Annotated in this window: 25 protein-coding genes; 6 read left to right on the top strand and 19 right to left on the bottom strand. The window is 73.1% G+C overall.

Annotated features, from left to right (window positions below):
- Positions 1-167 precede the first annotated feature (167 nt).
- Positions 168-971 (bottom strand): LysR family substrate-binding domain-containing protein, encoded by an 804-nt coding sequence (locus ACFW9Z_RS30355; RefSeq protein ID WP_384645804.1) that lies wholly within the window; start codon positions 969-971, stop codon positions 168-170.
- Positions 972-1,029: 58 nt separating this feature from the next.
- On the opposite strand from ACFW9Z_RS30355, the gene ACFW9Z_RS30360 reads away from it, so the two are divergent.
- Positions 1,030-1,422: a DUF5997 family protein gene (locus ACFW9Z_RS30360; protein ID WP_384645805.1), complete on the top strand. Its 393-nt coding sequence runs from the start codon at positions 1,030-1,032 to the stop codon at positions 1,420-1,422.
- A 103-nt stretch (positions 1,423-1,525) separates the two neighbouring features.
- Here the strand turns inward: ACFW9Z_RS30360 and ACFW9Z_RS30365 are convergent, their stop codons facing one another.
- The 4 genes from ACFW9Z_RS30365 to ACFW9Z_RS30380 form a co-directional block, all read right to left on the bottom strand.
- Entirely contained in the window at positions 1,526-2,023 is a 498-nt protein-coding gene (locus ACFW9Z_RS30365; RefSeq protein ID WP_380961762.1) for a peptidylprolyl isomerase, read from the bottom strand.
- Positions 2,024-2,099: 76 nt separating this feature from the next.
- The gene (locus ACFW9Z_RS30370; protein ID WP_384645806.1) at positions 2,100-3,269 is read right to left on the bottom strand and encodes a serine hydrolase domain-containing protein; all 1,170 of its coding nucleotides are present in this window, start codon (positions 3,267-3,269) and stop codon (positions 2,100-2,102) included.
- A 177-nt stretch (positions 3,270-3,446) separates the two neighbouring features.
- Positions 3,447-4,022, bottom strand: a complete 576-nt coding sequence (locus ACFW9Z_RS30375; protein ID WP_384645807.1) for a histidine phosphatase family protein — start codon at positions 4,020-4,022, stop codon at positions 3,447-3,449.
- Positions 4,023-4,083: 61 nt separating this feature from the next.
- Positions 4,084-5,538 carry a PLP-dependent aminotransferase family protein gene (locus ACFW9Z_RS30380; RefSeq protein WP_384645808.1) on the bottom strand — a complete coding sequence of 485 codons (1,455 nt, stop codon included), beginning with the start codon at positions 5,536-5,538 and terminating at the stop codon, positions 4,084-4,086.
- Between ACFW9Z_RS30380 and ACFW9Z_RS30385 the strand changes: the two genes are divergently transcribed.
- Positions 5,537-6,607 carry a DMT family transporter gene (locus tag ACFW9Z_RS30385; protein WP_384645810.1) on the top strand — a complete coding sequence of 357 codons (1,071 nt, stop codon included), beginning with the start codon at positions 5,537-5,539 and terminating at the stop codon, positions 6,605-6,607. The genes ACFW9Z_RS30380 and ACFW9Z_RS30385 overlap by 2 nt on opposite strands.
- Positions 6,608-6,666: 59 nt before the next feature.
- Positions 6,667-6,876: a DUF1918 domain-containing protein gene (locus ACFW9Z_RS30390; RefSeq protein ID WP_053561932.1), complete on the top strand. Its 210-nt coding sequence runs from the start codon at positions 6,667-6,669 to the stop codon at positions 6,874-6,876.
- Positions 6,877-6,947: 71 nt separating this feature from the next.
- Here the strand turns inward: ACFW9Z_RS30390 and ACFW9Z_RS30395 are convergent, their stop codons facing one another.
- A complete protein-coding gene (locus tag ACFW9Z_RS30395) occupies positions 6,948-8,270 on the bottom strand; it encodes a glycoside hydrolase family 10 protein (RefSeq protein WP_384645811.1) in 1,323 nt (440 codons plus the stop codon).
- A 196-nt stretch (positions 8,271-8,466) separates the two neighbouring features.
- Between ACFW9Z_RS30395 and ACFW9Z_RS30400 the strand changes: the two genes are divergently transcribed.
- The gene (locus ACFW9Z_RS30400; RefSeq protein ID WP_384645812.1) at positions 8,467-9,327 is read left to right on the top strand and encodes a 3-hydroxybutyryl-CoA dehydrogenase; all 861 of its coding nucleotides are present in this window, start codon (positions 8,467-8,469) and stop codon (positions 9,325-9,327) included.
- Positions 9,328-9,394: 67 nt separating this feature from the next.
- Here the strand turns inward: ACFW9Z_RS30400 and ACFW9Z_RS30405 are convergent, their stop codons facing one another.
- From ACFW9Z_RS30405 to infC, 9 genes are all read right to left on the bottom strand, one after another.
- Positions 9,395-9,922 (bottom strand): NUDIX domain-containing protein, encoded by a 528-nt coding sequence (locus ACFW9Z_RS30405; protein WP_384645813.1) that lies wholly within the window; start codon positions 9,920-9,922, stop codon positions 9,395-9,397.
- An 86-nt stretch (positions 9,923-10,008) separates the two neighbouring features.
- Positions 10,009-11,358 (bottom strand): transcriptional regulator, encoded by a 1,350-nt coding sequence (locus tag ACFW9Z_RS30410; protein ID WP_384645814.1) that lies wholly within the window; start codon positions 11,356-11,358, stop codon positions 10,009-10,011.
- Positions 11,359-11,778: 420 nt separating this feature from the next.
- On the bottom strand, positions 11,779-14,292 hold the full coding sequence (pheT, locus tag ACFW9Z_RS30415) for a phenylalanine--tRNA ligase subunit beta (RefSeq protein ID WP_384645815.1): 2,514 nt from the start codon (positions 14,290-14,292) through the stop codon (positions 11,779-11,781).
- On the bottom strand, positions 14,292-15,431 hold the full coding sequence (pheS, locus tag ACFW9Z_RS30420; protein ID WP_384645816.1) for a phenylalanine--tRNA ligase subunit alpha: 1,140 nt from the start codon (positions 15,429-15,431) through the stop codon (positions 14,292-14,294). Before pheS ends, pheT begins: the two co-directional genes overlap by 1 nt.
- A gap of 116 nt (positions 15,432-15,547) precedes the next feature.
- A complete protein-coding gene (locus ACFW9Z_RS30425; RefSeq protein ID WP_384645817.1) occupies positions 15,548-16,783 on the bottom strand; it encodes an ATP-binding protein in 1,236 nt (411 codons plus the stop codon).
- Between the two features lie 173 nt (positions 16,784-16,956).
- On the bottom strand, positions 16,957-17,802 hold the full coding sequence (locus ACFW9Z_RS30430) for a TrmH family RNA methyltransferase (protein WP_384645818.1): 846 nt from the start codon (positions 17,800-17,802) through the stop codon (positions 16,957-16,959).
- Between the two features lie 181 nt (positions 17,803-17,983).
- Positions 17,984-18,367 carry a 50S ribosomal protein L20 gene (rplT, locus tag ACFW9Z_RS30435; RefSeq protein WP_007457565.1) on the bottom strand — a complete coding sequence of 128 codons (384 nt, stop codon included), beginning with the start codon at positions 18,365-18,367 and terminating at the stop codon, positions 17,984-17,986.
- Between the two features lie 108 nt (positions 18,368-18,475).
- Positions 18,476-18,670 carry a 50S ribosomal protein L35 gene (rpmI, locus tag ACFW9Z_RS30440; RefSeq protein ID WP_003970213.1) on the bottom strand — a complete coding sequence of 65 codons (195 nt, stop codon included), beginning with the start codon at positions 18,668-18,670 and terminating at the stop codon, positions 18,476-18,478.
- A gap of 121 nt (positions 18,671-18,791) precedes the next feature.
- On the bottom strand, positions 18,792-19,451 hold the full coding sequence (gene infC / locus ACFW9Z_RS30445) for a translation initiation factor IF-3 (protein ID WP_384645871.1): 660 nt from the start codon (positions 19,449-19,451) through the stop codon (positions 18,792-18,794).
- Between the two features lie 405 nt (positions 19,452-19,856).
- Here infC and ACFW9Z_RS30450 point away from each other — a divergent pair, with 405 nt between their 5' ends.
- Entirely contained in the window at positions 19,857-20,222 is a 366-nt protein-coding gene (locus tag ACFW9Z_RS30450) for a DUF1844 domain-containing protein (RefSeq protein ID WP_384645819.1), read from the top strand.
- Between the two features lie 73 nt (positions 20,223-20,295).
- Here the strand turns inward: ACFW9Z_RS30450 and ACFW9Z_RS30455 are convergent, their stop codons facing one another.
- A complete protein-coding gene (locus tag ACFW9Z_RS30455; protein WP_384645820.1) occupies positions 20,296-21,024 on the bottom strand; it encodes an SseB family protein in 729 nt (242 codons plus the stop codon).
- A gap of 31 nt (positions 21,025-21,055) precedes the next feature.
- Positions 21,056-21,658, bottom strand: a complete 603-nt coding sequence (locus ACFW9Z_RS30460; RefSeq protein ID WP_384645821.1) for a TetR/AcrR family transcriptional regulator — start codon at positions 21,656-21,658, stop codon at positions 21,056-21,058.
- Positions 21,659-21,725: 67 nt separating this feature from the next.
- Between ACFW9Z_RS30460 and ACFW9Z_RS30465 the strand changes: the two genes are divergently transcribed.
- Positions 21,726-22,745 (top strand): DMT family transporter, encoded by a 1,020-nt coding sequence (locus tag ACFW9Z_RS30465; RefSeq protein ID WP_384645822.1) that lies wholly within the window; start codon positions 21,726-21,728, stop codon positions 22,743-22,745.
- On the opposite strand, the gene mycP is transcribed toward ACFW9Z_RS30465, so the two are convergent.
- Together mycP and ACFW9Z_RS30475 are read right to left on the bottom strand one after the other, a co-directional pair.
- A complete protein-coding gene (gene mycP, locus ACFW9Z_RS30470; protein ID WP_384645823.1) occupies positions 22,648-23,832 on the bottom strand; it encodes a type VII secretion-associated serine protease mycosin in 1,185 nt (394 codons plus the stop codon). The two genes, ACFW9Z_RS30465 and mycP, sit on opposite strands and share 98 nt — an antisense overlap.
- Complete coding sequence (locus tag ACFW9Z_RS30475) at positions 23,829-24,713, bottom strand: hypothetical protein (RefSeq protein ID WP_384645872.1); 885 nt, start codon at positions 24,711-24,713, stop codon at positions 23,829-23,831. The genes mycP and ACFW9Z_RS30475 overlap by 4 nt, the downstream gene beginning before the upstream one ends.
- Positions 24,714-25,377: the final 664 nt, after the last annotated feature.

Below are 25,377 nucleotides of genomic sequence, written 5' to 3' on the forward strand. Positions count from 1 at the left end.
CGCGTCGGTCCGGTGACCAGAGGAGACCCGGGCCGATGTCGCGTACGGGGTTGGGTGCTGGTTCTCGTACGGATCGGGTACGGAGGCTCGGCGGTATCCGGCCCGATGCGGCGGGCGCCCCCGAGGCGTGCAGCCCTGCTCCGCCGCGCACCCCGAAGCGTCCGGCTCTACCGGCCCCGCGGCTTTCCGCGCTTGCCGCCGCCCGTCTGGCCGGCCCGGCCCCCCTTGGGGGTGCCCGTGCGGCGGCCGCCTGCGGGCTGCTTCCCGCCGGGGGCGGGCTTGCGGCCGGAGCCGCCCGCCGTACCGGCCCGCTTGGCCTTCGCCTTCTCCTTGGCCGTCGGCTGCGGAGGGGTGGCCGCCCGGCCCCGGGTGCTGTTGACCGTGCGCCCCCGGACGATGCCGATGAACTCCTCCACCAGATCGGGGGTGGGCTCCTCCTGCGGCCACGACAGGGCCACACGGGACTCGGGGGCCTCCAGGACCGGCCGGTAGGTGAGGTCCTTGCGGTGGTGCAGGCGGGCCAGGGACTGCGGGACGAGGAGGACGCCCACGCCCGCCGCCACCAGCTCGATCGCGTCCGCCGTGGTGGCCGGGCGCTCGATCGCGGGGCGGCCGGGAAGGGTCTCCCAGCCGAGGGGGTCGTCGAGCGGATGCAGGACGATCTCGTCGGCCAGATCGGGGAGCGTGACCTCCTCCGCAGCCGTGGCGGCGTGGTCCTTGGGGATCACGACGACCGTCGTCTCGGTGTAGAGGGGGATCGCGCTGAGGACGTCCCGGTCGACCGGCAGCCGTACGAGTCCGGCCTCCGCACCGCCGTCCGCCAGCAGCCGGCCGGCCTCGGCCGCGGGGACCTGGACGAGCTCCAGGGGGGTGCCGGGCAGCCGCTCGTGCCAGACCCTCACCCACTTGGTCGGCGTCACGCCGGGGACGTACGCGAGCCTGAAGGATGAGGGGGTGTCCGAGCCTGTCACGGATCCAGGCTACCGGCAGGTGGTCGGAGGTATGTCCTGTGGTCGATACCCTGGACCCATGACGTCGCACAAGACCGCCCAGACCATGAAGCCCGCCACCGCGGCGAAGAAGCTGGGTGTGTACCTCCAGGCCACCCCCGCCGAGTTCCAGGAGGGTGCCGTCTCGCGCACCGAGCTCAACGCCCTCCAGACCGACCCGCCCGCCTGGCTCGTCGAGCTGCGCCGCACCGGACCGCACCCCCGTCCGGTGGTCGCCGCGAAGCTCGGCATCTCCATCGCGGGGCTCGCCCGCGGCGGGGTCACCGACGCCCTCACCACCGAGCAGATCGACGCCCTGAAGGACGAGATGCCCGAGTGGCTCCAGAAGGAGCGGGCCACCCAGGCGGAGGTCCGCAAGGAGGCCGCCCGGATCAAGGAGCGCAACGCGGAGCGCGCCGCCCGGACTGGCTGACTGACTGACTGACTGACGGCAGCAGACGGAAAAGCGGGAAGCCCGGCCGACGCGATGCGTCGGCCGGGCTTCCTGTCTACCGGACCCGCGGGCCCCGCCTCGGTCAGAGAACGCCGGACTCGGCGATGGTGACCTTGGCGCGGGTGCGGCCGCTGGAGGAGCCGAGGGCCTCGATCTTGCGGACCAGGGCCAGGCCGTCCTCGTCGGCGACCTCGCCGAAGACCACGTGCTTGCCGTCCAGCCACGGGGTGAGCACCGTGGTGATGAAGAACTGCGAGCCGTTGGTGTTCGGGCCGGCGTTGGCCATCGAGAGCAGGCCCACGCGGTCGTGCTTGAGCTTGAAGTTCTCGTCGGCGAACTTCTCGCCGTAGATGCTCTTGCCGCCGGTGCCGTCACCGCGGGTGAAGTCACCGCCCTGGAGCATGAAGTCGGTGATGACGCGGTGGAAGGACGAACCGGCGTAGCCGAAGCCCTTCTCGCCGGTGGCGAGCGCGCGGAAGTTCTCCGTCGTCTTGGGGACGACGTCGTCGAACAGGTTGAACGTGATCCGCCCTGCGGGCGCGTCGTCGATGGTGATGTCGAAGTAGACCTTGGTTGTCATGGTGACATCCTCACATTCCTGGCAACCGCAGGCGAAACCCGGGGTTGGGTCGGGGTGATGGAATGCTGCGTTCCGCTCACCCCCGCGCGGCGCCCCCGTGGGCCGCGTAGACCGCGTCGACCAGCGCCCTCTTCCGTGGGTCGTCGGCGACACCGGAGCCCATCCGGTTCATGACGTACCCGAGGGCGATGCCCGATTCCGGGTCGGCCAGTCCGCAGGAGCCGCCCGCGCCGTCGTGGCCCATCGCCCGGGGATTGGGCCCGTAGGAACGGTTGCGGCCGCTCAGCCAGAGGCCGAGGGCGATCTCCGTCTCGTGGGCGAAGGCGTCCCCGAGGACGAGGTCGCGGCAGGCGCCCTGGCTCTCGCGGACGCGTTCGGCGGCCTGCTCGGAGAGGACGCGGTGGCCGTCGACGGTGCCGCGCCCGGCGAGGATCCCGTAGAGCGCGGCGACCGCGCGGGCGGTGCCGTGGCCGTTGGCGGCGGGGATCTCGGCGGCGCGCCACCCGGGCGTGTTGGCGGCGGCCCGGCCGGTGGGCGGGTTGAGCAGGGAGGCGACGGCCACCGGTTCCATCCGGGCGAGCAGCGCGGCCTGGGCGGCGCGGTCGGCGCGTTCCTGGACGAGTTCGGCGAGCCGGTGGGTCTCCTTTTCCGGGAGGCCGAAGGTGAAGTCGATGCCCAGCGGGCCGGTGATCTCCTGCCGCAGGAACTCTCCCGGCAGCGCCCCGCCGACCCGGCGGACCACCTCGCCGACGAGGAACCCGTACGAGATCGCGTGGTAGCCGGACCGCGTCCCCGGCTCCCACATGGGCACGGTGGCAGCGAGCCGGGCGCAGGTCAGCTCCCAGTCGTACAGCTCGTCGAGCGTGTGCGGCGCGCCCACCCCGGCGACCCCGGAGCGGTGCGAGAGGAGGTGGCGCACGAGAACGGATCCCTTGCCGTTCGCCGCGAACTCCGGCCAGTACGTGGCCACGGGGGCGTCCAGGTCGAGGAGGCCCCGGTCGGCCAGGATGTGGGCGCAGAGCGCGGTCGGGCCCTTGCCCGTGGACCAGACGTTGACCAGGGTGTCCCGCTCCCAGGGGCGGGTGCGGGCCTCGTCGGCCCAGCCGCCCCAGAGGTCCACCACCGGTACGCCGTCGACGAGGACGGTGAGCGCCGCGCCCAGTTCGCCGCGGTCCGTGAAGTTCTCCGCGAAGGCGGCCCGGACCCCGGCGAACCGGTCGTCACAGTGGCCGTGGATCTGCGGCACATGGCCTCCTCGGGTGCGGACGGGATCGATGCCCCTGCAACGTACCGACCGGTCGGACAGGAGGGAAGGGAGGAGGGGAGGAAGGGAGGAAGGGAGGAAGGGAGGAAGGGAGGAAGGGAGGAAGGGAAGAGAATGACGAGAATAGGGAGCGGGAGCGTCCTCGGCCGGAGCCGCATGTCAGCGGACGCCCGACTCCAGGCTCAGGCTCCAGCGGCCGGGCGCACCGGCGAGCGTGATCGTGGAGAGCGGGCGGACGTCGATGTTCCAGTACGCCGACGGCGGCGCGTTCAGCGCGTAGACGAGGGCGGCGCGGATCACCGCGGGCTCGGCGACCGCGACGATGAAGCCGTCACAGGCCGGCCGGGTGTCCAGCCAGCCCCCGATCCGCCCGATGAAGCCGAGCAGGGACTCCCCGCCGTGCGGGGTGCTGCCCGGGTCGGCGAGCCAGGCGTCGACGGCGGCCGGCTCCCGGGCGGCGACCTCGGCCAGGGTCATCCCGCGCCACCGGCCCATGTCGCAGTCGCGCAGGGCGGGCTGGGCCATCGGGGCATAGCCGAGCGCGTCGGCGGTGGCGCGGCTGCGCGGGGTCGGCGAGCAGTACCGCAGCTCGGCCGCCCCGAGCGGGATCAGCGTGTGGGCGACGAGCTGCACCTCGTGCCAGCCAGCGTGGTCGAGCGGCCGGTCGTCGTCGAAGCGCTCGGCCAGACGGGGCGAGGTGCGCGCCGCCGCGACCAGGGTGACCCGATGCGTCATGGCCGGATCGTGGTGCCGAACGCGTGTCCGGTCAAGGGGGCCGCGGTCCGTCGGCCGGTACCTACAGGGCGCTGAGCCCGTCATACGCCGTACGGAGCCGACGTACCCCCTCCGCGATCTCGGCCGCCCCGGAGACCGCCGCGAAGCTCAGCCGTACGTGGCCGGCCGGGGGTTCGGCGCAGAAGTACGGGCTTCCCGGGGCGATGGCGACCGAGGCGCGCAGGGCGGCGGAGGCGAGGGCGGATTCGTCGGGGCCCGTGCCCGCGCCGGTCGCGGGGATCCGCACCCAGAGGCTGCCGCCGCCCGCCGGGACGTGGGGCAGCGCGAGGGCGGGCAGTTCGCAGCGGAGGGCGGCGGCCATCACCGTACGGCGGCTCCGCAGCTCCACCGCGACCGCGGACAGGTGGCGGCCCCACGACGGGGAGCCGACGAGTTCGAGCGCGGCCTCCTGGAGCGGCCTCGGTACGAAGAAGCTGTCCACGACCTGGATGGCCCGCAGCCGTTCGAGGACCGGGCCCCGGGCGGCCAGCGCACCGACCCGGAGGCTGGGTGAGGTGATCTTGGTGAGGGAGCAGACGTGGACGACCACCCCGTCCGGGTCCTCGGCGGCCAGCGGCGGCGGGAGCGGTCCGGCGTCCTCATGGGCGAGCCGCCGGGCGAAGTCGTCCTCGATGACGAACGCCCCGGCCGCCCGCGCGATCGCCAGCACCTCGGGGCGGCGGGCGGGGGCGAGGGTGGCTCCGGTGGGGTTCTGGAAGAGCGGCTGGGTGACGAAGACCCGGGCCCCGGTGGCACGGAAGGCGTCGGCGAGCAGGTCCGGGCGTACGCCGTCGCCATCCATCGGGACCGGGACCGGGCGCAGCCCCGTGGCGCGGGCGACCGCGAGCATGCCTGGGTAGGTGGGCGACTCCACGAGGACCGGGGCGCCGGGCGGGGCGAGGGCGCGCAGGGCGGTGGCCAGGGCGCTCTGGCCGCCCGCGGTGATCAGGACGTCGGTGCCGGAGACGGCGGGGCCGATCTCGCGGGCGAACCAGGACCGCAGTTCGGGCAGCCCGTCCGTGGGCGGGCGGCCCCAGGCGCCCGGGCGGCGGCCCGCCCGGGCCAGTGCGGCGGCCAGGGCCCGCTCGGGCTGGAGGTCGGCGTGGAGGTAGCCGCCGTTGAACTCGATGGTGCCGGGCGGGGGTGCGGCGAGAGTGGCCAGGACCCCGGAGGCGTCGACCGTACGGGGCACGGCCTCGGGTCCGCCGTCCCCGCTGAGGGACACCTCCTGCCAGGACGTGTCGCCGGGGGCGGGCAGCTCGGCACGCGGCTCGGCCCGGAAGGCGCCGGAGCCAGGGCGGGTGGTGACGAGCCCTTCGGCGGCGAGCTGCGCGATGGCCCGGGAGACGGTGACCGGGCTGACCCGGAACCGTTCGACGAGCGCCCGGCTGGACGGCAGCTTTCCACCGGGTGAGTAGCGGTTGAGCTCGGAACGGAGGGAAGTGACCAGCTCTGCCACACTGCTACGCTCTTGCATGAGAGCACAGGATAGCGCTACCGCATCGGGGACGATAGCGGTCACCATCGGTACGGAGACCTCCCCGCCGCCGGCCGCAGCCTCGGCGCCGACCCAGGTCATGGCCCCGGACCCGGCCCCCGCCTCGGCCCCGGGCGCGCCGCAGCACCCCGCGAAGGCCCCCGCCCGCCGTGGCACGCTCCTCGCCGCGCTCGGCGTCGTGGCGTTCTCGCTGACCTTCCCCTCCACCGCCTGGGGCCTGGAGAGCTTCGGCCCCTGGTCCCTCGTCGCCCTGCGGTCCACGCTCGCCGCCCTGATCGCGGGCTGCTTCCTGCTGGCCGTCCGGGCCCCGGTGCCCGACCGCCGCCACTGGGGCGGGCTCGCGGTGGTGGCGGGCGGGGTGGTGGTGGGGTTCCCGCTGCTCACGACGCTGGCCCTGCAGACCTCCACCACCTCGCACGCCGCCGTGGTCGTGGGGCTGCTGCCGCTGACGACCGCCGTGCTGGGGTCGCTGCGTACCGGGGAGCGCCCTTCCCGTACGTTCTGGATCGCGGCCCTCGCCGGGGCGGCCGTCGTCATCGGCTTCACCGTGCGGCAGAGCGGCGGGGTCCTGACCTCGGGCGATCTCTATCTGTTCGGCGCGCTGCTGGTGTGCGCGGCCGGGTACACCGAGGGCGGCAGGCTGGCCCGGGTGATGCCGGGGTGGCAGGTGATCGGCTGGGCGCTGATCCTCTGCCTGCCGTTCGCGGTGGCGGGCAGCGCGGTGGCCCTGCCGCTGGAGCCGGTCCACCTCACCGCGCACGGTGTCCTCGGCCTGGTCTGGGTGGCCGCCGGGTCGACCTTCTTCGGGCTGTACGTCTGGTACCGGGGCATGGCCGGGATCGGTGTCCCCCGGGCCAGTCAGCTCCAGCTCGCGCAGCCGCTCCTCACGCTGGCCTGGTCCTTCCTGCTGCTCGGCGAGGAGGTGTCGGCGGCGGCTCCGCTCGCGGCGGTCGCGGTGCTGGTCTGTATCGCCGCCACCCAGCGGACGGGGCGGCGGGGGCGGGCGGCCCGGCGTCCAGCAGGGGAAACCGGGCCCGTACGGTCATAGACTTGGCTGTACGGACACGCGGACACGCGGACCGCCCACCCCGTGAGGAGGTCACCCCCATGGAGGCACACGCGGGCGACCGGCTGCTGATGCACGGCAGGACCGTGGGACAGCACGACCGGGTCGCCGAGATCATCGAAGTACTCGGGGACGGGGGCGCCCCTCCGTACCGGCTCCGCTTCCCCGACGGCCACGAACATCTGATGTCCCCCGGCCCCGACAGCGTCGTCCAGCACATCGAGGCGCCCAGGGACCGGCCACCGCAGTAGCAAGAGCAGCCACCACCACCGGGGCCGGGGTCCGAGCGGCCCCGGCCCCGGTGGTGGCTGCTCCCGCCCTCTCAGCGCGGCGCGCGGGCCCGGTCCTGGTAGTGGTCGGCGACCACCCGGGCCATCGCGCCGATCCGGTCGGCCGCCACGTGCTTGGCGGAGAAGAAGACGTGTCCGGCCGCCTCCTCGTGGTCCCGGGCGAGGGTGAGGTGGCGGGAGAGCTCCGCCGGGTCCTGCCAGGCGGCGGGCTGGGCCGGGTCACCCGCCTTGTACAGCGCCTCCCCCACGTACAGGCACACGCCCGTGCCCCGTACGGTCGCGTTCCACCAGGCGAGGACCTTGGCGTAGTCGGCGGCCGACTGGCCGATGTGCCAGTAGATCTGCGGGCAGATGTAGTCGATCCACCCCTCCTTGACCCATTTACGGGTGTCGGCGTGCAGGTCGTCGTAGGTCTCGACGCCCGCCCGGGTGTCGGAGCCCAGCGGGTCGGTCGCCGCGTTCCGCCAGACGGCGAAGGGGCTGATCCCGAAGCGGACGCCCTGCCGGGTCTCCCGGATCCGCTCGCCCATCTCGCGCACCAGCCGGTCCACGTTGTCCCGGCGCCAGGCGGCCCGGTCCGGGAAGCCGGAGCCGTACCGGGCGTAGGCCGCGTCGTCCTCGAACACCTGGCCCGCCACCGGATACGGGTAGAAGTAGTCGTCCCAGTGCACCGCGTCGATCGCGTAGCGGCGCACGGCGTCCAGCATCGCGTCCTGGACGAAGCGGCGGACCTCCGGCAGCCCCGGGTTGTAATAGAGCTTCCCGCCGTACGGCAGGACCCACTCCGGGTGCAGCCGGGCCGGGTGGGAGGCGGCGAGGCGGGCGGGGTCCGTGTGGTTCGCCACCCGGTACGGGTTGAACCAGGCGTGCAGTTCGAGCCCCCGGTCGTGCGCCTCGCGGACGGCGGTGGCGAGCGGGTCCCAGCCCGGGTCCTTGCCCTGGACCCCGGTCAGGCAGTCGGCCCACGGTTCGTACGGGGAGGGCCACAGGGCGTCCGCCGTCGGCCGGACCTGGAGCACCACCGCGTTGAGCCGCAGTCCGACGGCCCGGTCCAGGTGGGCGATCAGCTCGGCCCGCTGGGCGGCCGCCGTCAGACCGGGCCGGGAGGGCCAGTCCAGGTTGGCCACCGAGGCGACCCACACACCGCGCATCTCGCCCCGCGCGAAACGGTCCTCGCCGCCGCCCCCTCCCCGTACCGACTCGTCGCCACCGTTTCGTACGGACTCACCGCCCGCCCCTCCCCGTACGGACCGGGCCGTCCGCGCGGCCGCCGCGTCACCGCCCGTCCCCATCGCCGCCACCAGCCCGGCCGCGCTCGCCACGAGCGATCTCCGGGTCATCCCTCTGCGTCGCATCCGCCACACCCGTCCCTTCACGTCGACCACAACCCCCATCGCTGTACGTAACAGGATCATGCCCTTCCGTAGCCGGATGACCCGCAGGTCACCGGGGTGGGATCGCGGAGTAACGTCGTGGGGTCGAGGCGGGCACCGGAATCACACGGGACCCTGCGATACGGAGAACAGCGAAAGGCACGAGGTGACGGACTCTATGGCCGACATTGCACGCGTCGGGGTGGTGGGCTGTGGCCAGATGGGCGCAGGTATCGCGGAGGTGTGCGCGCGCAGCGGCCTCGAAGTGAAAGTCGCCGAGACCACCGGCGAGGCGCTGGAGATCGGCCGCACCCGGCTGCACAACTCCCTCTCGAAGGCCGCCGAACGCGGCAAGATCACCGAGCGGGAGCGGGACGAGACCCTCGGCCGCCTGAGCTTCACCACCGACCTCGGGGAGTTCGCCGACCGCGATCTCGTCATCGAGGCCGTCGTGGAGAACGAGCAGGTCAAGACGGAGATCTTCCAGGTCCTGGACCAGGTCGTGGTCCGGCAGGACGCGATCCTGGCCTCCAACACCTCCTCCATCCCGCTGGTGAAGCTGGCCGTGGCGACCTCGCGCCCGGACCGGGTCATCGGCATCCACTTCTTCAACCCGGCGCCCGTCCAGAAGCTGGTCGAGCTGATCCCGGCGCTGACCACGTCGGACGAGACGATCAAGCGGGCCGAGGCCGTCGTGCAGGACGTGCTCGGCAAGCACCCGATCCGTGCCCAGGACCGGTCCGGCTTCGTCGTGAACGCGCTGCTGATCCCGTACCTGCTCTCCGCGATCCGGATGTTCGAATCGGGCATCGCGAGCCGCGAGGACATCGACAACGGCATGGAGATGGGCTGCGCCCACCCGATGGGCCCGCTGAAGCTCGCGGACCTGATCGGCCTGGACACCGTGGCCTCGGTCGCGGACTCGATGTACGCGGAGTACAAGGAACCGCTGTACGCCGCTCCCCCGCTGCTCCAGCGCATGGTCGACGCGGGCCGCCTCGGCCGCAAGACGGGCTCGGGCTTCTACCCGTACGCCTGACTGTTCCCCTTGAGGAGCCGGCCCCCGGAAGACCCCGGGGGCCGGCTCCTCGTGCGTACGGAACCGTTCAGAGCCGCAGGTGGTGCAGCATCAGCAGCGCCGCCGCCATGTTGGCCGCGGGCACCTCGCCCCGGGCGATCATGTCCGGGATCAGCTTCAGCGGTATCCACTCACGGCGCGAGGACTCGAAGGCGTCCTGCGGAGGGCCCGTGTACCGCGCCTCTTCTGCCCAGTAGAGGTGGTGGCGGGCGTCGGTGAGGCCGTTGGCGGGCTCCACGGTGAGCAGCGGGCGCAGCGGGCCGGGGCGCCAGCCGGTCTCCTCCTCCATCTCGCGGGCCGCCGCCGCCGCGATGTCCTCGCCGTCCTCGACGACGCCCGCGGCCAGCTCCCACCCCCAGCTGTCGGTGATGAACCGGTGGCGCCAGAGCAGCAGCACCTCGTCCGCCGCGTTGACGACGGTGGCCGCCGCGACCGGCCGCAGCCGGATGACGTAGTGGTCGAGACGGCTGCCGTCGGGCAGCTCCACATCCGCCAGGTTCACCCGGAACCAACGGTTCTGATACACATTCTGTTCGCTTAAGTTCGTCCACTGCACAGTTCTGCCGCCTTTCGACATGTTGGGGGCAACATGTCAGCAGGGTCGGTCGTGCGGGGGAACGAACGGCGGGTGCGCGGCGGAGCTCACAGAGGCACGCGGAGCGCCCCACCGATCACATCGGCCGTCTGTACGGCGTCGGCGCAGCCGCTCGCCGCCAGCTCCTTGCGCACCTGACGCAGCCGGTCGCGCAGCCGCTGGGACTCCATGCCCCGGGCCCGCTCGGCCATTTCGGCCGCCGTACCGGCCGCCCGGTCCGGCTCGCCCTGGAGCAGCTCGATATGGCTGAGCATCGCCAGGCGGTGCACGCGCCCCCGGTCGTGCGCCGGGGCGCGCACCGCGGAGGCCGCGTGCTCCCGTGCTGCGGGCAGATCCCCGAGGCTGAGCAGCGCCTCCGCCACCTGGACGTCGACCAGCCCCGGCTGGACGTACCCGGTCTCGTCCGGCTCCCGCCCGGTGCGGATGCGGCCCGCCTGGGCCTCGGCCCGTCCGATGCAGGCGCGGGCGCCCGCCGCGTCGCCGAGGTGGGCGTACGCCTTGGCCTGCATGGCGTGCAGATCGGCGGCGAGCGCCGGGGTGATGTGGTCCCCGGCGGCCCGCAGCGCGGCCTCGGCGAAGGCGATGGAGCGGCGGTGGTCGCCGAGGAAGAGGGACTGGGTGGTCAGCAGGGCGATCACATAGCCGCCGAGCGCCCGGTCACCGCTGGACTTGGCAAGCCGCAGCGCCTGGTGGAAGTAGCGCTGGGCCAGGCCGTGGGCGTCGGAGTCGTACGCGCAGATACCGGCCACCGCCACCAGGGCGGCCGTCGCCCGGTGGAGCCGGCGGCCGAGCGCGTCGCTGTGGCCGCCGCGCAGCAGGGGCGCGGCCTCGGCGTTGAGGAAGCGGACGATCCGGGGTCTGGTCGCGATGCCGCCCGCCTTGCGGTACATCTGCTCGTAGTGGTCGCGCGCGGCCCGGAGCGTCTCTATGTCGGCCGCGCTGACCCGGCCGGGGCCGGGGCGGGAGACATCGGTGTCCTCGGGCGGGTTCTCCCACTCCCAGACCGGCATCACGGCCGTGGTCCCGGTGACGGCGGGAACGGCGGCCAGGTCGGGGCGCTGCTGTTCGTCCGAGCGCCACAGTGCGGTGGCCCGGTCGACGAAGCCGGAGAGGGAGCCGCTGTGGGGTGCCGTCCCGGTGCCGTGACCGCCGGAGATGCCCATGCCGATGTCGTCGAGGGCGACCGGGCGTCCCAGCCGTCCGCCCAGCACCTCGCAGATCAGGTCCGGCACCTGGCCGCGCGGGCGCTGGCCCTTGAGCCAGCGGGAGACCGCCGTATGTTCGTACCGCAGGCTCAGGCCTCTGGCCCGGCCCGCCCGGTTGACGTGACCGGCGAGCCCCGCCCGGGACATCCCGGCCTCGTCGATCAGGGATTCGAGCAGGACATTAGGCTCCATCGTCCCCCCAGTGCGTGTCGCAATGAGCCTAGTGGAGCACGATTCACACGGGGTGTGAACGGAATGCCCGAACCCTCCTGCTGTGCACTCTGCCGAGCCGGGGCGGGGCTCGGTTGAATGGGCTCCTCGCAAGAGGCGGCCGGGTCGTCGGCTCCCCCTCGTAACGGTTGACGACCCGCACCCGCGCCGTCCGCACCGCCGGCCTGCCCGACACTCCGTGGCCGTGCGGACGGCGCCGGATCGCACGACCCACTGCCCAACGGTGAAGGAGGGTGGCTGCGGGTCGGGGGCCGGAACCGCGCTTCCTCCCGGTTCCGTGTCCCGGTCCGCGTGCGGTCCCCGCAGCCGCCCGGCGAGACAGAAGAAGGGGCGTGTCCGGTGGCCGGATACGCCCCTTCTCGACGCTGTCGCGCCTGCGTGCTATGCCCCGCGCAGCACCGCGCCCGTGCGCTCGGCGGCCAGGGCCACCGCGCTGTCGCGGGCGGCCGAGGCCTCGTCCACGGTCAGCGTGCGGTCGGCGGCGCGGAAGCGCAGCGCGTACGCCAGGGACTTGTTGCCCCCGCCGATCTGCTCGCCGGTGAAGACGTCGAACAGCCGCAGCGATTCGAGGAGTTCACCCGCGCCCTCGCGCAGCGCCCGCTCCACGTCGGCGGCCGGGACGTCCCCGGCGACGACGAGGGCGACGTCCTGGGTCGCCACCGGGAAGGTGGAGATCCTGGGCGCCTGGAGCGCTCCGTCGACGGCCTGTTCCAGGACGTCGAGCTCGACCTCGGCGGCGCAGGTCCGCTCGGGCAGGTGGAGCGCCTTGATGACGCGCGGGTGGAGTTCGCCCGCATGTCCGAAGAGGGTCTCCTCGCCGTTCACGGTGACGTACAGCGCGGCGCAGCGGCCCGGGTGCCAGGGGGCGTGCTGGTCGGCGCGGACGATGACCTCGACACCGGCCTCCGCGGCGATCGAGCGGGCCGCCTCGACGGCGTCCGCCCAGGTCGCCGGGGTGCCCTTGCCCCACCAGCCGGACTGCTCGCGGGCGCCCGCGAGGACGACGGCGGCGCGGCGCGGCTGACGCGGGAGGGCAGCGTCGAGACCGGCGATCTCCTCGTCGGTGGGACGGCGGTCGACGGGCAGCCGGACGGCCGCCGTCTCCTGTCCCGTGGGCCGGAAGACCAGGCCGGTCTCGAAGAGGGCCAGGTCGTGGCTGCCCCGGCCGTCGTTGCGCCGCAGTGCGCCGAGGAGGCCCGGCAGCAGCGTGGTGCGCAGCGCCGGCTCCTCGTCGGAGAGCGGGTTGACGAGCTTGACCGTACGGCGGCGCTCATCGTCCTCGTCCAGGCCGAGCTGGTCCAGGGCGGCGTCACCGATGAACGGGTAGCTCAGCGCCTCGACGTACCCGGCTCCGGCCAGCACCCGGCCGATACGGCGGTGCAGCCGCTGCCGGTCGGTGAGACCCCGGCCGGAGGGGGGCGTCGGCAGGGTGGAGGGCAGGTTCTCGTAGCCCTCAAGGCGGATGACCTCTTCGGCCAGGTCGTTCGGCTCGTTGAGGTCGGGCCGCCAGGACGGGACGGTGACGATCAGCTCGTCCTGCCCGTAGACGTCGCAGCCGACCTCCTGGAGGCGGCGGACGACGGTCTCGCGCCCGTACGCCACACCGGCCACCCGGTCGGGGTGGTCGGCGGGCATGGCGATGGTGCGCGGGGCGTGGGGCGAGGTGATCTCGGTGACCCCGGCCTCGGCGGTGCCGCCCGCGAGGAGGACCAGCAGGTCCACCGTGCGCTGCGCGGCAGCGGCGGCGGCCTGCGGGTCCACGCCGCGCTCGAAGCGCTTGGACGCCTCGGAGGACAGCTTGTGGCGGCGCGCGGTGCGGGCGATGGAGATCGCGTCGAAGTGCGCGGCCTCGATGACGACCTCGGTGGTGAGCGCGTTCTCGCCGTCCGCGTCGGCGATCTCGGTGTTGGCGCCGCCCATGACGCCCGCGAGGCCGATCGGCCCGCGGTTGTCGGTGATGACCAGGTCCTCGGCGTCCAGCACGCGGACGGTGCCGTCCAGCGTGGTGAGCTTCTCACCCTGGGTGGCGCGGCGCACACCGATGGGGCCCTCGACCCGGGTGCGGTCGTAGGCGTGCAGCGGCTGGCCGAGCTCCAGCATCACGTAGTTGGTGATGTCGACGGCGAGCGAGATGGGCCGCATCCCGGCCTTCTGGAGGCGGCGCTGCATCCAGATCGGGGAGCGGGCCTCGGGCTGGAGACCGGTGACGGTGCGGGCGGTGAAGCGGTCGCAGCCGATCGGGTCGGAGATCTGGACCGGGTAGCCGTACGCGTTCGGCGCGGGCACGTCCAGCAGCGCCGGGTCGCGCAGCGGCAGCCCGTACGCGATGGCGGTCTCACGGGCGACCCCGCGCATCGACAGGCAGTAACCCCGGTCCGGGGTGACGGCGATGTCGAGGACCTCGTCGACGAGCTGGAGCAGCTCGATCGCGTCGGTTCCGACCTCGTGCTCCGGCGGCAGCACGATGATGCCGTGCGTGCCGTCGTCGCCCATGCCGAGCTCGTCGGTGGAGCAGATCATGCCGTGCGAGGTCTTGCCGTACGTCTTGCGGGCGGCGATCGCGAAGTCGCCGGGCAGGACCGCGCCCGGGAGGACCACGACGACCTTGTCGCCGACCGAGAAGTTACGGGCGCCGCAGACGATCTCCTGCGGCTCGCCGGTGCCGTTGGCCGAGCCGACGTCGACCGTGCAGAAGCGGATGGGCTTCTTGAACCCCTCCAGCTCCTCGATGGTCAGGACCTGTCCGACGACCAGGGGGCCCTTGAGGCCCGCACCGATCTGCTCGACGGTCTCAACCTCGAGCCCGACGGAGACGAGCTTGGCCTGTACGTCACGGCCGGTCTCCGTCTCCGGCAGGTCGACGTACTCCCGCAGCCAGGAAAGCGGGACGCGCATCAGATCTCCATCCCGAACGGCCGGGTGAACCGGACGTCACCCTCGACCATGTCTCGCATGTCTTCGACGTTGTGGCGGAACATCAGCATCCGTTCGATGCCGAACCCGAAGGCGAATCCGCTGTACTTCTTGGGGTCCACACCGCAGGCGGTGAGCACCTTGGGGTTGACCATGCCGCAGCCGCCGAGCTCGATCCAGCCCTCGCTGCCGCAGGTGCGGCAGGGGCGGTCCGGGTTGCCGACGGACTCGCCGCGGCAGACGTAGCAGACCATGTCCATCTCGGCGGACGGCTCGGTGAACGGGAAGAAGTTCGGCCGCAGCCGGGTCTTCATGTCCGGCCCGAAGAGCGCCTGGACCATGTGGTCCAGGGTGCCCTTGAGGTCGGCCATGGTGAGGCCCTCGTCGACGGCGAGCAGCTCGATCTGGTGGAAGACCGGGGTGTGCGTGGCGTCCAGCTCGTCGGTGCGGTAGACCCGGCCGGGACAGACCACGTAGACGGGCGGCTTGCGCTCCAGGAGCGAGCGGGCCTGGACGGGCGAGGTGTGCGTACGCAGCACGACCCCGGACTCGTCGCCCTCGGTCGCCTTGCCGTCGGGCGTGGTGCCCTGGACGAAGAAGGTGTCCTGCATCTGGCGGGCCGGGTGGTCGGGTACGAAGTTCAGGGCGTCGAAGTTGAACCACTCCGCCTCGACCTCGGGGCCCTCGGCGATCTCGTAGCCCATGGCCACGAAGACGTCCGCAACGCGCTCCATGATGGTCGTCAGCGGGTGGCGGGCGCCGGGCGGGGTGCGGTCGTAGGGCAGTGTGACGTCCACGGCCTCCTCGACGAGCACCCGGGCGTCGCGCTCGGCCTCCAGCTCGGCCTGGCGGGCGGCCAGCGCCTTGGAGACGGCGCCGCGGGCCTGGCCCACGCGCTTGCCCGCCTCGGCCTTGGCCTGCGGGGGCAGGGCGCCGATCTCGCGGTTGGCGAGCGACAGGGGCGAGGTACCTCCGGTGTGCGCGGTCTTCGCCTGGGCGAGCGCGTCGAGGTCACCGGCGGCGGCGAAGGCGGCGAACGCCTCGTCCCGCATGCGCTCGATCTCTTCCGGTTTCAGTGCCTCGACCTCGACTGGGTCGTACGACTTGTTCGGTGCCGACATCTCTTCCCGTGCTTCCGATTGGCTGGTGGCGCGACCCCGCTCGACGACTGGAGGACGCAAAGGTGCCAAAGGTCGAGTCTAAAGGCCGCAGGACGGTCGGGGAGCCCGTGGGCTGCTCACACCAGGTAGGCGGGCATGCTCACAGGCAGAATAAATCGGAACTCGGCCCCGCCGCCGGGCCCCCGGTCGACGGTGATCGTGCCGCCGTGGGCCTCGACGATGCCCTTGACGATGTAGAGGCCCAGGCCCGTGCCGCCGCGCTTGCTCCCCCGCCAGAAGCGGGTGAAGACACGGCCCATCGACTCCTCGGGGATGCCGGGGCCTTCGTCGCTCACGGTGACAGCCGTTCCCATCTCGTCGCACGCACCCGGCGCGGGTGCGGGGGCGATCTCAATGGTGACGGTTCCCTCGCCGTGGCGCACCGCGTTTTCCAGGAGGTTCCCGAGGACCTGGTCGACCTTGTCGGGGTCGGCCCACAGGTCGGGCAGCGGTCCCCGGGTGCGGACGAGGAAGCGCTCGGGGGCCTGGCCGCCCGTGATGAGCGCCTGGATGTGCCGGGCCACGGCGGCGGAGACGTCGACGGGCTGACGGCGCAGCTCCAGTCGGCCGGAGTCGATCCGGGAGATGTCGAGCAGCTCGGCGATGAGCCGGGTCACCCGGCCCGCGTCCGCGTCGACGGTCTCCAGCATCAGCCGCTTCTGGTCGTCGGTGAACCGCTCCCACTTGGCGAGCAGGGTGGCGGTGAACCCTTTGACGGAGGTCAGCGGGGAGCGCAGCTCGTGGGCGACGGTGGCGATCAGCTCGGCGTGGCTGCGTTCGGTACGCCGGCGGGCCTCGGTGCCGCGCAGCGAGACGACGACCCGGCGCACCGGCCCGGTCGGCCGCTCCCGTACGTAACGGGCGGAGACCAGCACCTCACGGCCGCCGGGCAGCAGCAGGTTCCGCTCGGGCTGGCCGCCCCGGGTGGCGAGCCCGCCGTACGGGTCGGTCAGCGCCCACCAGCGCTTGCCCTTGAGGTCCTCCAGGGGCAGAGCCGCCTCCAGGGGGCGGCCGATCGCCTCGGCGCCGGGGGTGGCGGTGATACGGGTGGCGGCGGCGTTGAAGCAGATGACCCGGCCGCTCTCGTCGGCGACGACGAGCCCGTCGGGGAGGTCGTCGGGATCGATGCCGATGGAGAGGGCACCCGCATGGGCGGTGCCGATGGTGTCCGGGGCGGCTTCGGGGCCCGCGGGATCCGGAACGGCTTCGGTGCCGGGGGTGTCCGGGGCGGCCGAAATTACGCCCGGGTCCCCGCCCCCGTCGCGCGCGGCGGCGGTGTGCGCCGGTCGCGGCGAGCTCATGCCGACAGCCATTATCCCGTATCCCCACCTCTCGAACCGGTGCAGTGGGCCCCCGAGTTCGTCACCCTACTAGTCGGTGGCGAACCGGCGACACCCTGTGGGGGCGCGCGCCAGGAGTGCGCCGGTGGGCGGATAAGCGGAATGGCCGGGACCGATCGGTGACGGGCCGTCGGAGAGACGTTCCGTTACGCGTCGGGGGTGCGGCGCGGGCGTTGTGCGCGGGCGGAGGCATAGAGGCAGACGGCGGCGGCGGTGGCCAGGTTCAGGCTCTCCGCCTTGCCGTGGATGGGGACCCGGACCACGGCGTCGGCGAGCGCACGGGTCTCCTCGGGCAGCCCCCAGGCCTCGTTGCCGAAGACCCAAGCGGTGGGGCCGCCCATGGTGCCCGCGTCCAGCTCGTCGTCCAGGTCGTCGGCCCCGGCCCCGTCGGCGGCGAGGATGCGCACCCCCGCGTCCCGGAGCCCCTGCACGGCCTGCTCGACGGGAACGCCGACGGCCACGGGCAGATGGAAGAGCGAACCGACCGACGCCCGTACGGACTTGGGGTTGTACAGGTCCACCGAGGCATCGGTCAGCACCACCGCGTCGGCCCCGGCGGCGTCCGCGCAGCGCAGTACCGTACCGGCGTTCCCGGGATCGCGGACGTTGGCCAGAACGGCCACCAGCGTGGGCTTGGCGGCCAGGATCTCCGCGAACGGGGAGTCCAGGAAGCGGCAGACACCGATCAGGCCCTGCGGGGTGACGGTCTGCGAGACATCGGCCAGGACCTCGTCACCGGCCAGGTGCACCCGGGCCCCCGCCGTGTGGGCGGCGTCGATGATGTCGGCGTACCGGTCGGCGGCCTCGGGGGTGGCGAACAGCTCGATGAGGGTCGGCTCGCCGTCCCCGCCCCGGTGGGCGGCGGCCTCGCGTACGGCCTGGGGCCCCTCGGCGATGAACCTGCGCTCCTTGCCGCGGAAGTTGCGGCGGGCCAGCCGGCGGGCGGCGGCGACGCGCGGGGAGCGCGGGGAGATCAGTTCGGGGGTGCCCATGGTCGGCGGCGGGCCTCTCTGCTCTGCGTACGGCGGTGGGGTCCGCGTACGGCGGCGTACGGCGGTGGGGATCTGCGCGGTAAAGGGACGTACGGCGGTGGGGGTCAGCGGCAACGCACCGGACCCGCAGACGGCGTGCGCCTGCGGGTCCGGTTCACGTACCTGGAAGGTGGGGCCTGGATCAGGCGGCCTTCGGGGCGTTGACGTCGCTCGGGAGGGCCTTCTGAGCGACCTCGACGAGAGCGGCGAACGCGTTGGCGTCGTTGACCGCGAGCTCGGCCAGGATCTTGCGGTCCACCTCGATGTTGGCGGCCTTCAGACCCTGGATGAGGCGGTTGTACGTCATGCCGTTCTGACGGGCAGCGGCGTTGATGCGCTGGATCCACAGCTGACGGAAGTCGCCCTTGCGCTTCTTGCGGTCGTTGTAGTTGTAGACCAGGGAGTGGGTGACCTGCTCCTTGGCCTTGCGGTACAGGCGCGAGCGCTGCCCGCGGTAGCCCTTGGCCGCCTCGAGGATTGCCCGGCGCTTCTTGTGGGCGTTGACTGCCCGCTTGACGCGTGCCACTTGTTAACTCCTTGTAGCGGGGCCGTGGGTGTCTTCACACGGCCCGGAAACGAATTGGTCCCGGTGTGATCGAGGTCGTGCCCCCGGAGAAGGTCCGGGGGCCGGACCTCACTTGCCGAGAAGCTTCTTGATCTTCTTGGCGTCGGCCGGAGCCACGACGACCGTGCCGGTCAGCGAGCGGGTCTTCTTGGACGACTTGTGCTCGAGCAGGTGGCGCTTGCCGGCCCTCTCGCGGAGCACCTTGCCGGAGCCGGTGATCTTGAAGCGCTTGCTGGCACCGCTGTGCGTCTTGTTCTTCGGCATCGCGCCGTTCTCTCCTCGTCAGTGGCGCCCCTCACGGTGCGGGGCACCGGACTGCAGGGGCGTCAGATCTCTATGGGATTCCGGGGGGACCCGGGGGCGCCTGGATGGCAGCCCCCGAAGGTCACGCCTCGGAAGGTGTGTCGGCCGGAGCCTCGGCCGCTGCGGCCGGAGCCTCGGCGGTGTCGCCCTGAGGTGCGGCGTCGGTCGTGCCCTGACGCCCCGCCTTGCGGGCGGCCTGGGCCTCACGGGCCTCGGCCATGGCTTCGGTCTTCTTCTTGTGCGGGCCCAGAACCATGATCATGTTCCGGCCGTCCTGCTTCGGGTTGGACTCGATGAAGCCCAGGTCCTCCACGTCCGAAGCCAGACGCTGGAGCAGTCGGAAGCCCAGCTCCGGGCGGGACTGCTCACGACCACGGAACATGATCGTGATCTTGACCTTGTCGCCCTGCTTGAGGAACCGGACGACGTGACCCTTCTTGGTGTCATAGTCGTGCGGGTCGATCTTCGGCCGGAGCTTCATCTCCTTGATGACCGTGTGCGCCTGGTTCTTGCGCGCCTCACGGGCCTTCATGGCCGACTCGTACTTGAACTTCCCGTAGTCCATGAGCTTGCACACGGGCGGACGGGCTGTCGCCGCCACCTCGACCAGGTCGAGGTCATACTCCTGTGCGAGTTCCAGGGCCTTGGCAAGCGGAACAATCCCGACCTGCTCGCCACTGGGACCGACAAGTCGGACCTCGGGAACGCGAATCCGGTCGTTGATGCGGGGCTCGGCGCTGATGGATCCTCCTCGGTAGCACCACGCGACCGCCTGGCGGACAGCCGCGTTACGTGTGTAGCGTCGACCAACCGCGCCGGAACGAGAAAAAGCCCCGGACGGGACACAGGCGGGGCTCCATGAACTACCGGAGCACCGCCGCGGTCAACCGCGGGGCGCATCGAGCGGCTCCATCGTCCGTACGGAACGATGGGGACCGCCTGACCGGTGACCCGCCGTCCGCGAGGACAGTCAGGTGGGAGAACGGAGCCTCCACTTGTGGGCCGGGCACATAGGTGTCCGGCCGGTCGTGGTCCTATGTTAACAGCCGGGTGGTGGGCACGCTAATTGCGCGTGACCCGGCCCCCGACCGACTCCCGACCGGCTCCCGGCGACGGAGCCGCCCCGGCCTGGCCTTATCGTGTGGGCATGAGCGACGCGACCCCCACCAGCAGTGACAACCCCGGCTTCGACGACATGGCCCGTGACATCGCGGAGGTCCCCGCCGTCGAGGTGATCGTGACGGTCGCCGTCAACCTGATGAGCGCGGCGGCGGTGAAGCTCGGCCTCACCGAGGAGGGCGAGGACCACAAGGACCTGGACGAGGCCCGCAAGCTGGTCCACGCCCTGGCCGGACTGCTGGACGCCTCCACCACGGAGATCAGCACCTTCCACGCCTCCCCGCTGCGCGACGGCCTGAAGTCGCTCCAGCTCGCCTTCCGCGAGGCCTCGCTGGTGCCGGACGAGCCGGGCCAGGGCCCCGGCGAGAAGTACACGGGCCCGGTCTACGGCTAGGTTCTTGGTTTGTCCGTACGTACGTGAGCCCGCCGCCCCCTCGTCGGGGCGGCGGGCTCTCGCGTGTACGGGCTCAGCGGCTGAACAGCGGCTCACCCGGCGCGGTGGCGCCCGCCGGCAGCAGGGCCAGGTCCAGTCCGCCGACCAGCCGGGCCCGGAGCGCCTCGCTGCCGGAGAGCGCCTCGGCGACCCGGCGGGCCGCCTCGGCGGGGACCGCGTCCGGGGCGAGGACCAGGGCGAGGGTGCCGTCCGCCCGGCCCGGGCCGAGGTGGGCGCGGAGCACGGCGGGTTCGGCGGCCACCACTTCCCGTACGGCGTCGATCACCGCGGGGTCCTGGAGCGGGTCGGTGCTGGTGCGGTTCTCGGCGAGGGCCAGCAGCGCCTGACCGCTCAGCTCGAACGCGACGGGCCCGGCGAGGTCCAGCACCAGGGTGTCGGCCTTCTCGTGCGCGGCGGCCTGGAGGGCCTGGTGCAGCGGTACGGCGACGGGGCGGGCCTCGGGGTCCCAGCGGGCCAGCGAGTCGGTCGAGGTGAAGGCGGGCAGGGCACGCCGGTCGCCCGCCTGAAGCGTGGGCACGGCCATGTCACTGGTCTTCTCGCGCCGCAGCCCCTTCTCGTCCTCCTCCACCTCACCGAGAACAGCGACGACGGGGACCAGGAGCCGGGCCCCGCGGAGCGCCGCGAGGACCGGGCCGACGGCGCTCCGGTCCCGCGACCAGGCGTCGAGCGCACTGGTCAGGGCGGGAGAGGCCGAGCCGTCGTCGTCGGAGAAACCGGAGTCTGGGATGTTCTTGAGCGCCACGGGACGAGCGTAGTGCCTGGACGCCGGGGCCTCAGGCGCGGCCCCCTCGGCCCGCCGTCAGAAGGGCGTGCGCCTCTTCGCGGGCGTGCGTGAAGGGGTCGGGGAAGACATTCAGGCCGTGCGCGACCAGAGCGCCCTCGTGGAGCAGCATGAGCGACCGGGCCAGGCGCTCGGCGCCCTCGGGCGCGACACCTCCGGCAAGCCGGGTGAACAGGCCGAGCATCCACCTCTTCTGCCCGGTGATGATCGCGTGGGCCGGGTGGGCGGGGTCGCTGATCTCGGCGTGGGCGTTGACCATGCTGCACCCCTTGGGGCTGTTCTCCGACGACCACGCGCGCGAGGCGCCGAAGACGGCCAGGACGCGCGCCACCGGCTCCGGCGGCGCGGCGTCGAGGCGCTCGGCGAGGAAGGCCCGCCAGCGCTCGTCGCGGTGCGCGAGGTACTCCACGACGATCTGCTCCTTGGAGCCGAACCGGTCGTAGAGCGTCTTCTTGGTCACCCCGGCCTCGGCGGCGATCAGGTCCACCCCGACCGCGTGGATGCCCCGTTCGTAGAACAGCCTCTCGGCCGCCACCAGAGCGCGTCGCGCGGCGGGCGTCATCGTGATCCGCCGCGGCTTCTCCGTACCGTCCATGAAGCCGAGTATACCGATCTGTATAGTCAAGGAGTGGGTATACCGATCTGTTTACCGGAGGTGCGGCGTGAACGTCCTTCTCTCGGCCGCCTTCGTGCTGTGCTGGAGCTCCGGGTTCATCGGGGCCAAGCTCGGTGCGGGCAGTGCGTCGGCCGTCACGATCCTGATGTGGCGGTTCCTCCCGCTGACCGTGGTCCTGATCGCCGTCGCGGTGACCCTCGCGCGGGCGTCGTGGCGGGGCCTCACGGTGCGGGACGTGGGGCGGCAGGCCGTGATCGGCGCACTGTCGCAGAGCGGCTATCTCCTCACGGTCTACTACGCGATCCAGCTCGGTGTCTCCACCGGCACCACGGCCCTGATCGACGGGGTCCAGCCCCTGGTGGCCGGGGCGCTCGCCGGGCCCCTGCTCCATCAGTTCGTCTCGCGCGGGCAGTGGCTGGGGCTGGCTCTGGGGGCGGCCGGTGTCGCCGTCGTGACGCTCGCCGACGCCTCGGCCGGACCGGGAGTCGCCCGGTGGGCCTACGCGGTGCCGTTCGTCGGGATGCTGTCGCTGGTGGCGGCCACGTTCCTCGAAGGCCGCTCCCGTACGCGGGTCGCGCCCTCGGTGTCGCTGACCGTGCACTGTGCCACCAGCACCGTCGTCTTCACGGCGCTCGCCGTGGGTACGGGAACCGCGCGGCCGCCCGCCGAGGCGTCGTTCTGGGTCGCGATCGGCTGGCTGGTGGTGCTCTCCACCTTCGGCGGATACGGGCTGTACTGGCTGATCCTCAGGCGCTCGGGAGTCACCGCGGTCAATACGCTCATGTTCCTCATGGCCCCGGTCACGGCCGTGTGGGGAGCGCTGATGTTCGGTGAACCGTTCGGCCCCCGGACCGCGCTCGGGCTGGCCCTGGGCCTGGCCGCCGTCGTCATCGTGCGGCGCGGTGACCGGTTGTCCGGCGGGGGTGACCGGTCGTCCGGTGGCGGGCTCGGGCGGCCGCGCGGTCCGGTCAGCGGTGGCCGGGGGCGTTCCGGCCGCGCCACAGGACGACGGCCGCTGCCAGCAGGGCCGCGCCGAGGCCGCCCGCGAGCGGGGCGGCCCAGTTGACCGGGTCGTCCTCGGCGGGCGGCGGGGTGGGGCCCGGGCCGAAGTACTTCGTGCGGTGGCCCGCCGCGGCGGCCTGGGCGCTCAGGTCGCCGGGGCGCAGCCGGGAGCCCGCCTCGATGGCCTCCGCCGGGTCGACGATGCCGTAGCCGCGGGCGTCGTCGCGGCCCTCGGCGGGGGCGTCGCGGGCGGTGTCGGCGAGGAGCTTCTTGATCTGGGCGGGGTGGAGGCCGGGGTGGGCCGCGCGGACCAGGGCGACGGCGCCGGAGACGAAGGCGGCGGCGGCCGAGGTGCCCCACTCGATGTAGTAGTGGCCGTCCGGGTTGGCGACCACGATGTCGACGCCGGGGGCGCTGACGGTGGCGTACCAGCGGCGGGTGGAGAAGGAGGCGTGCGTGCCGTACTCGTCGACGGCGGCGACGGCGATCACCCCGGGGTAGGCGGCGGGGTAGGAGATCCGGTCCCCCTTCTCGCCGCCGTTGCCCGCCGACGCGACGACGGAGACGCCCTTGGACAGGGCGTACTGGATGGCTGAGTCCTCGCCCGGGTCCGGGTGGGCGGACTCGCTGTCGTCGCCCAGCGAGAGGTTGATGACGTCGGCGCCGTTGTCGGCGGCCCAGCGGATGCCCTGGGCCAGCGCGTTGCCCCGGGTCTTGCGGGCCTTGGCGCGGGCCGGGTCCTTGGACTCCAGGATCACCCGGACGGGGAGGATCTTGACCTCGGGCGCGATCCCGAGGATGCCCTCGGTGCGGCCCGGGCCGTTGCCGTGTCCGGCGATGATCCCGGCCATCGCGGTGCCGTGGAGGGCCCAGGAGGAGTCGCCGCGCGAGGCGCCGAAGCCGATGAGGTCCTTGCCGGGGAGGACCTGGCCCGCCAGGTCGGGGTGGGAGCCGTCGACCCCGGTGTCCAGGACGGCGACGGTGATGCCCGCGCCCTTCGTGGTCTGCCAGGCCCGGTCGGTGTGCATCGCCGCCAGGGCCCACTGCTGGTCGCGGATGGCGTCCGCGTGGGCGGGGGCGGCGGGGGTGAGCGCGAGGACGGCGGCGGCGCAGACCGCGGCGAGGGCGCGGTGGGGTCGTCGTCGGGTCATTCCGGCGGCTCCGTGAGATCGGTGACGGTCCTGCGCACCCCGCGCTCGACCCGGTCCGCGATGCCCTGCGCCTCGTGGCCGAGCCCGGCCTGGGCGACGTCCGTGGTGGCACCCGCCTCCATCGCCGTTTCGGCGGGCTGCGGCTCGGCGACCCTGCGCGCGTCGGCGAAGCCGGAGACGGCGAAGACGACGACCGGGATCTCGGTGAGCGGGCGGACGGTCCAGCTGGCCCGCTGCCGGTCGCCGAACCCGGCGGCGAGGGTGCCCTCGGGGGCGTACGTACGCGGCATCAGGTCCTTGCGCGCGGCGAGCCGCTGTTCGGCGAACCGGGTGCTCAGGGCCTGCATCCCCACGGCGTCGGCCTCGGTGACGACCATGCCGACGGTGGTGACGGCGGAGCGGGTCGAGTCCGTGTAGGTGGCGCGCACCATCCGCTCGCAGCCGACGGACCGGAGGGTGGTGCGCAGCAGCGGGTCGAGCCCCGTGGAGCAGTCGCTGTCGGCGTCGACGGCCAGCCGGGTCCAGGTCCGGTTCGTACCGCCGGGACCGGCTCCGGTGCCCTTGAGGGTGCGCGGGAAGAGCGAGTCCACGGGGACGCTGTGCCAGACGGTACGGGCGGTGGTGTACGGGGTCCGGGCGGGCTCGGCGGAGGAGTCACCGGTCAGCCAGGCCCCGGTGGCCGCGCCGCCGATCAGCCCGAGCCCGAGCACGACACAGGCGGCGGCCACGGGTGCCCGCCACCGCTGCCGGGGCGGCACCGGCCGCAGCCGGGTGGTGGTCTCCACGGGCGTCTCGGGGTAGCCGTAACGGTCCGGCACCCGGTACGCGCCCGGAGGCACCGGGACGGCCCCCGGCACGGGGCCCAGATCCACGGCCCCCACGGCCCTGCGCCGGGTGGTGAAGGCGGGGGGCGGACCGGGGTGCGAGGGGTACGGGTCGGCGGGGCGGGGGGCGGGACCGGTGGCATGAGGACCGACCGCGCCGGGGCGCGCCCGGTCGGTGGCCCCGGCGCGCGGGACCACGGCCCCGGGGACTGCGGACGACGGCGGGGCCGCGGGCTTGGCCGCCGTGTCCACCGTGCCCGGTACGGGTGGGGAGGGAGGCGCTTGCCGGGCACTCGGGGACAACGGGGTGGCAGGTGTGTGCGGGGCCTGCGGTGCGATGGAGGCGGAGGTTGCCTGCCGGGCCTGCGGGGACACTGGGGCGGAAGGTGCCTGCGGGGCCTGCGAAGCAGCGGAGGCGGAAGGTGCCTGCCGGGCGGGCAGTGCCTGCGGAGCCGCTGGGGCAGCGGGTGCCTGCCAGGCCTGCGAAGTCACTGGGGCAGCAGGTGCCTGCCGGGCCTGCGGTGCGACGGAGGCGGAAGGTGCCCGCCGGGCCTGCGGGGACACCCGAGCTGAAGGGGCCTGAGGGGACGCCGAGGCCGAAGGTGCCTGCGGGGCCGGCGGGGCCACTGGGGCGGAAGGTGCCTGCGGGGCCTGCGAAGCAGCGGAGGCGGAAGGTGCCTGCCGGGCGGGCAGTGCCTGCGGAGCCGCTGGGGCAGCGGGT

It is taken from the genome of Streptomyces sp. NPDC059452, from assembly GCF_042750035.1.
GTDB lineage: Bacteria > Actinomycetota > Actinomycetes > Streptomycetales > Streptomycetaceae > Streptomyces.

Excerpts from the sequence above, each read along its gene's own strand:
- ACFW9Z_RS30360 (WP_384645805.1), top strand. The coding sequence starts at position 1,030 with ATGACGTCGCACAAGACCGCCCAGACCATGAAGCCCGCCACCGCGGCG.
- ACFW9Z_RS30365 (WP_380961762.1), bottom strand. The coding sequence starts at position 2,023 with ATGACAACCAAGGTCTACTTCGACATCACCATCGACGACGCGCCCGCA.
- ACFW9Z_RS30375 (WP_384645807.1), bottom strand. The coding sequence starts at position 4,022 with ATGACGCATCGGGTCACCCTGGTCGCGGCGGCGCGCACCTCGCCCCGT.
- ACFW9Z_RS30385 (WP_384645810.1), top strand. The coding sequence starts at position 5,537 with ATGAGAGCACAGGATAGCGCTACCGCATCGGGGACGATAGCGGTCACC.
- ACFW9Z_RS30380 (WP_384645808.1), bottom strand. The coding sequence starts at position 5,538 with ATGCAAGAGCGTAGCAGTGTGGCAGAGCTGGTCACTTCCCTCCGTTCC.
- ACFW9Z_RS30390 (WP_053561932.1), top strand. The coding sequence starts at position 6,667 with ATGGAGGCACACGCGGGCGACCGGCTGCTGATGCACGGCAGGACCGTG.
- ACFW9Z_RS30395 (WP_384645811.1), bottom strand. The coding sequence starts at position 8,270 with ATGCGACGCAGAGGGATGACCCGGAGATCGCTCGTGGCGAGCGCGGCC.
- ACFW9Z_RS30400 (WP_384645812.1), top strand. The coding sequence starts at position 8,467 with ATGGCCGACATTGCACGCGTCGGGGTGGTGGGCTGTGGCCAGATGGGC.
- ACFW9Z_RS30410 (WP_384645814.1), bottom strand. The coding sequence starts at position 11,358 with ATGGAGCCTAATGTCCTGCTCGAATCCCTGATCGACGAGGCCGGGATG.
- pheT (WP_384645815.1), bottom strand. The coding sequence starts at position 14,292 with ATGCGCGTCCCGCTTTCCTGGCTGCGGGAGTACGTCGACCTGCCGGAG.
- pheS (WP_384645816.1), bottom strand. The coding sequence starts at position 15,431 with ATGTCGGCACCGAACAAGTCGTACGACCCAGTCGAGGTCGAGGCACTG.
- ACFW9Z_RS30425 (WP_384645817.1), bottom strand. The coding sequence starts at position 16,783 with ATGGCTGTCGGCATGAGCTCGCCGCGACCGGCGCACACCGCCGCCGCG.
- ACFW9Z_RS30430 (WP_384645818.1), bottom strand. The coding sequence starts at position 17,802 with ATGGGCACCCCCGAACTGATCTCCCCGCGCTCCCCGCGCGTCGCCGCC.
- rpmI (WP_003970213.1), bottom strand. The coding sequence starts at position 18,670 with ATGCCGAAGAACAAGACGCACAGCGGTGCCAGCAAGCGCTTCAAGATC.
- ACFW9Z_RS30450 (WP_384645819.1), top strand. The coding sequence starts at position 19,857 with ATGAGCGACGCGACCCCCACCAGCAGTGACAACCCCGGCTTCGACGAC.
- ACFW9Z_RS30460 (WP_384645821.1), bottom strand. The coding sequence starts at position 21,658 with ATGGACGGTACGGAGAAGCCGCGGCGGATCACGATGACGCCCGCCGCG.
- mycP (WP_384645823.1), bottom strand. The coding sequence starts at position 23,832 with ATGACCCGACGACGACCCCACCGCGCCCTCGCCGCGGTCTGCGCCGCC.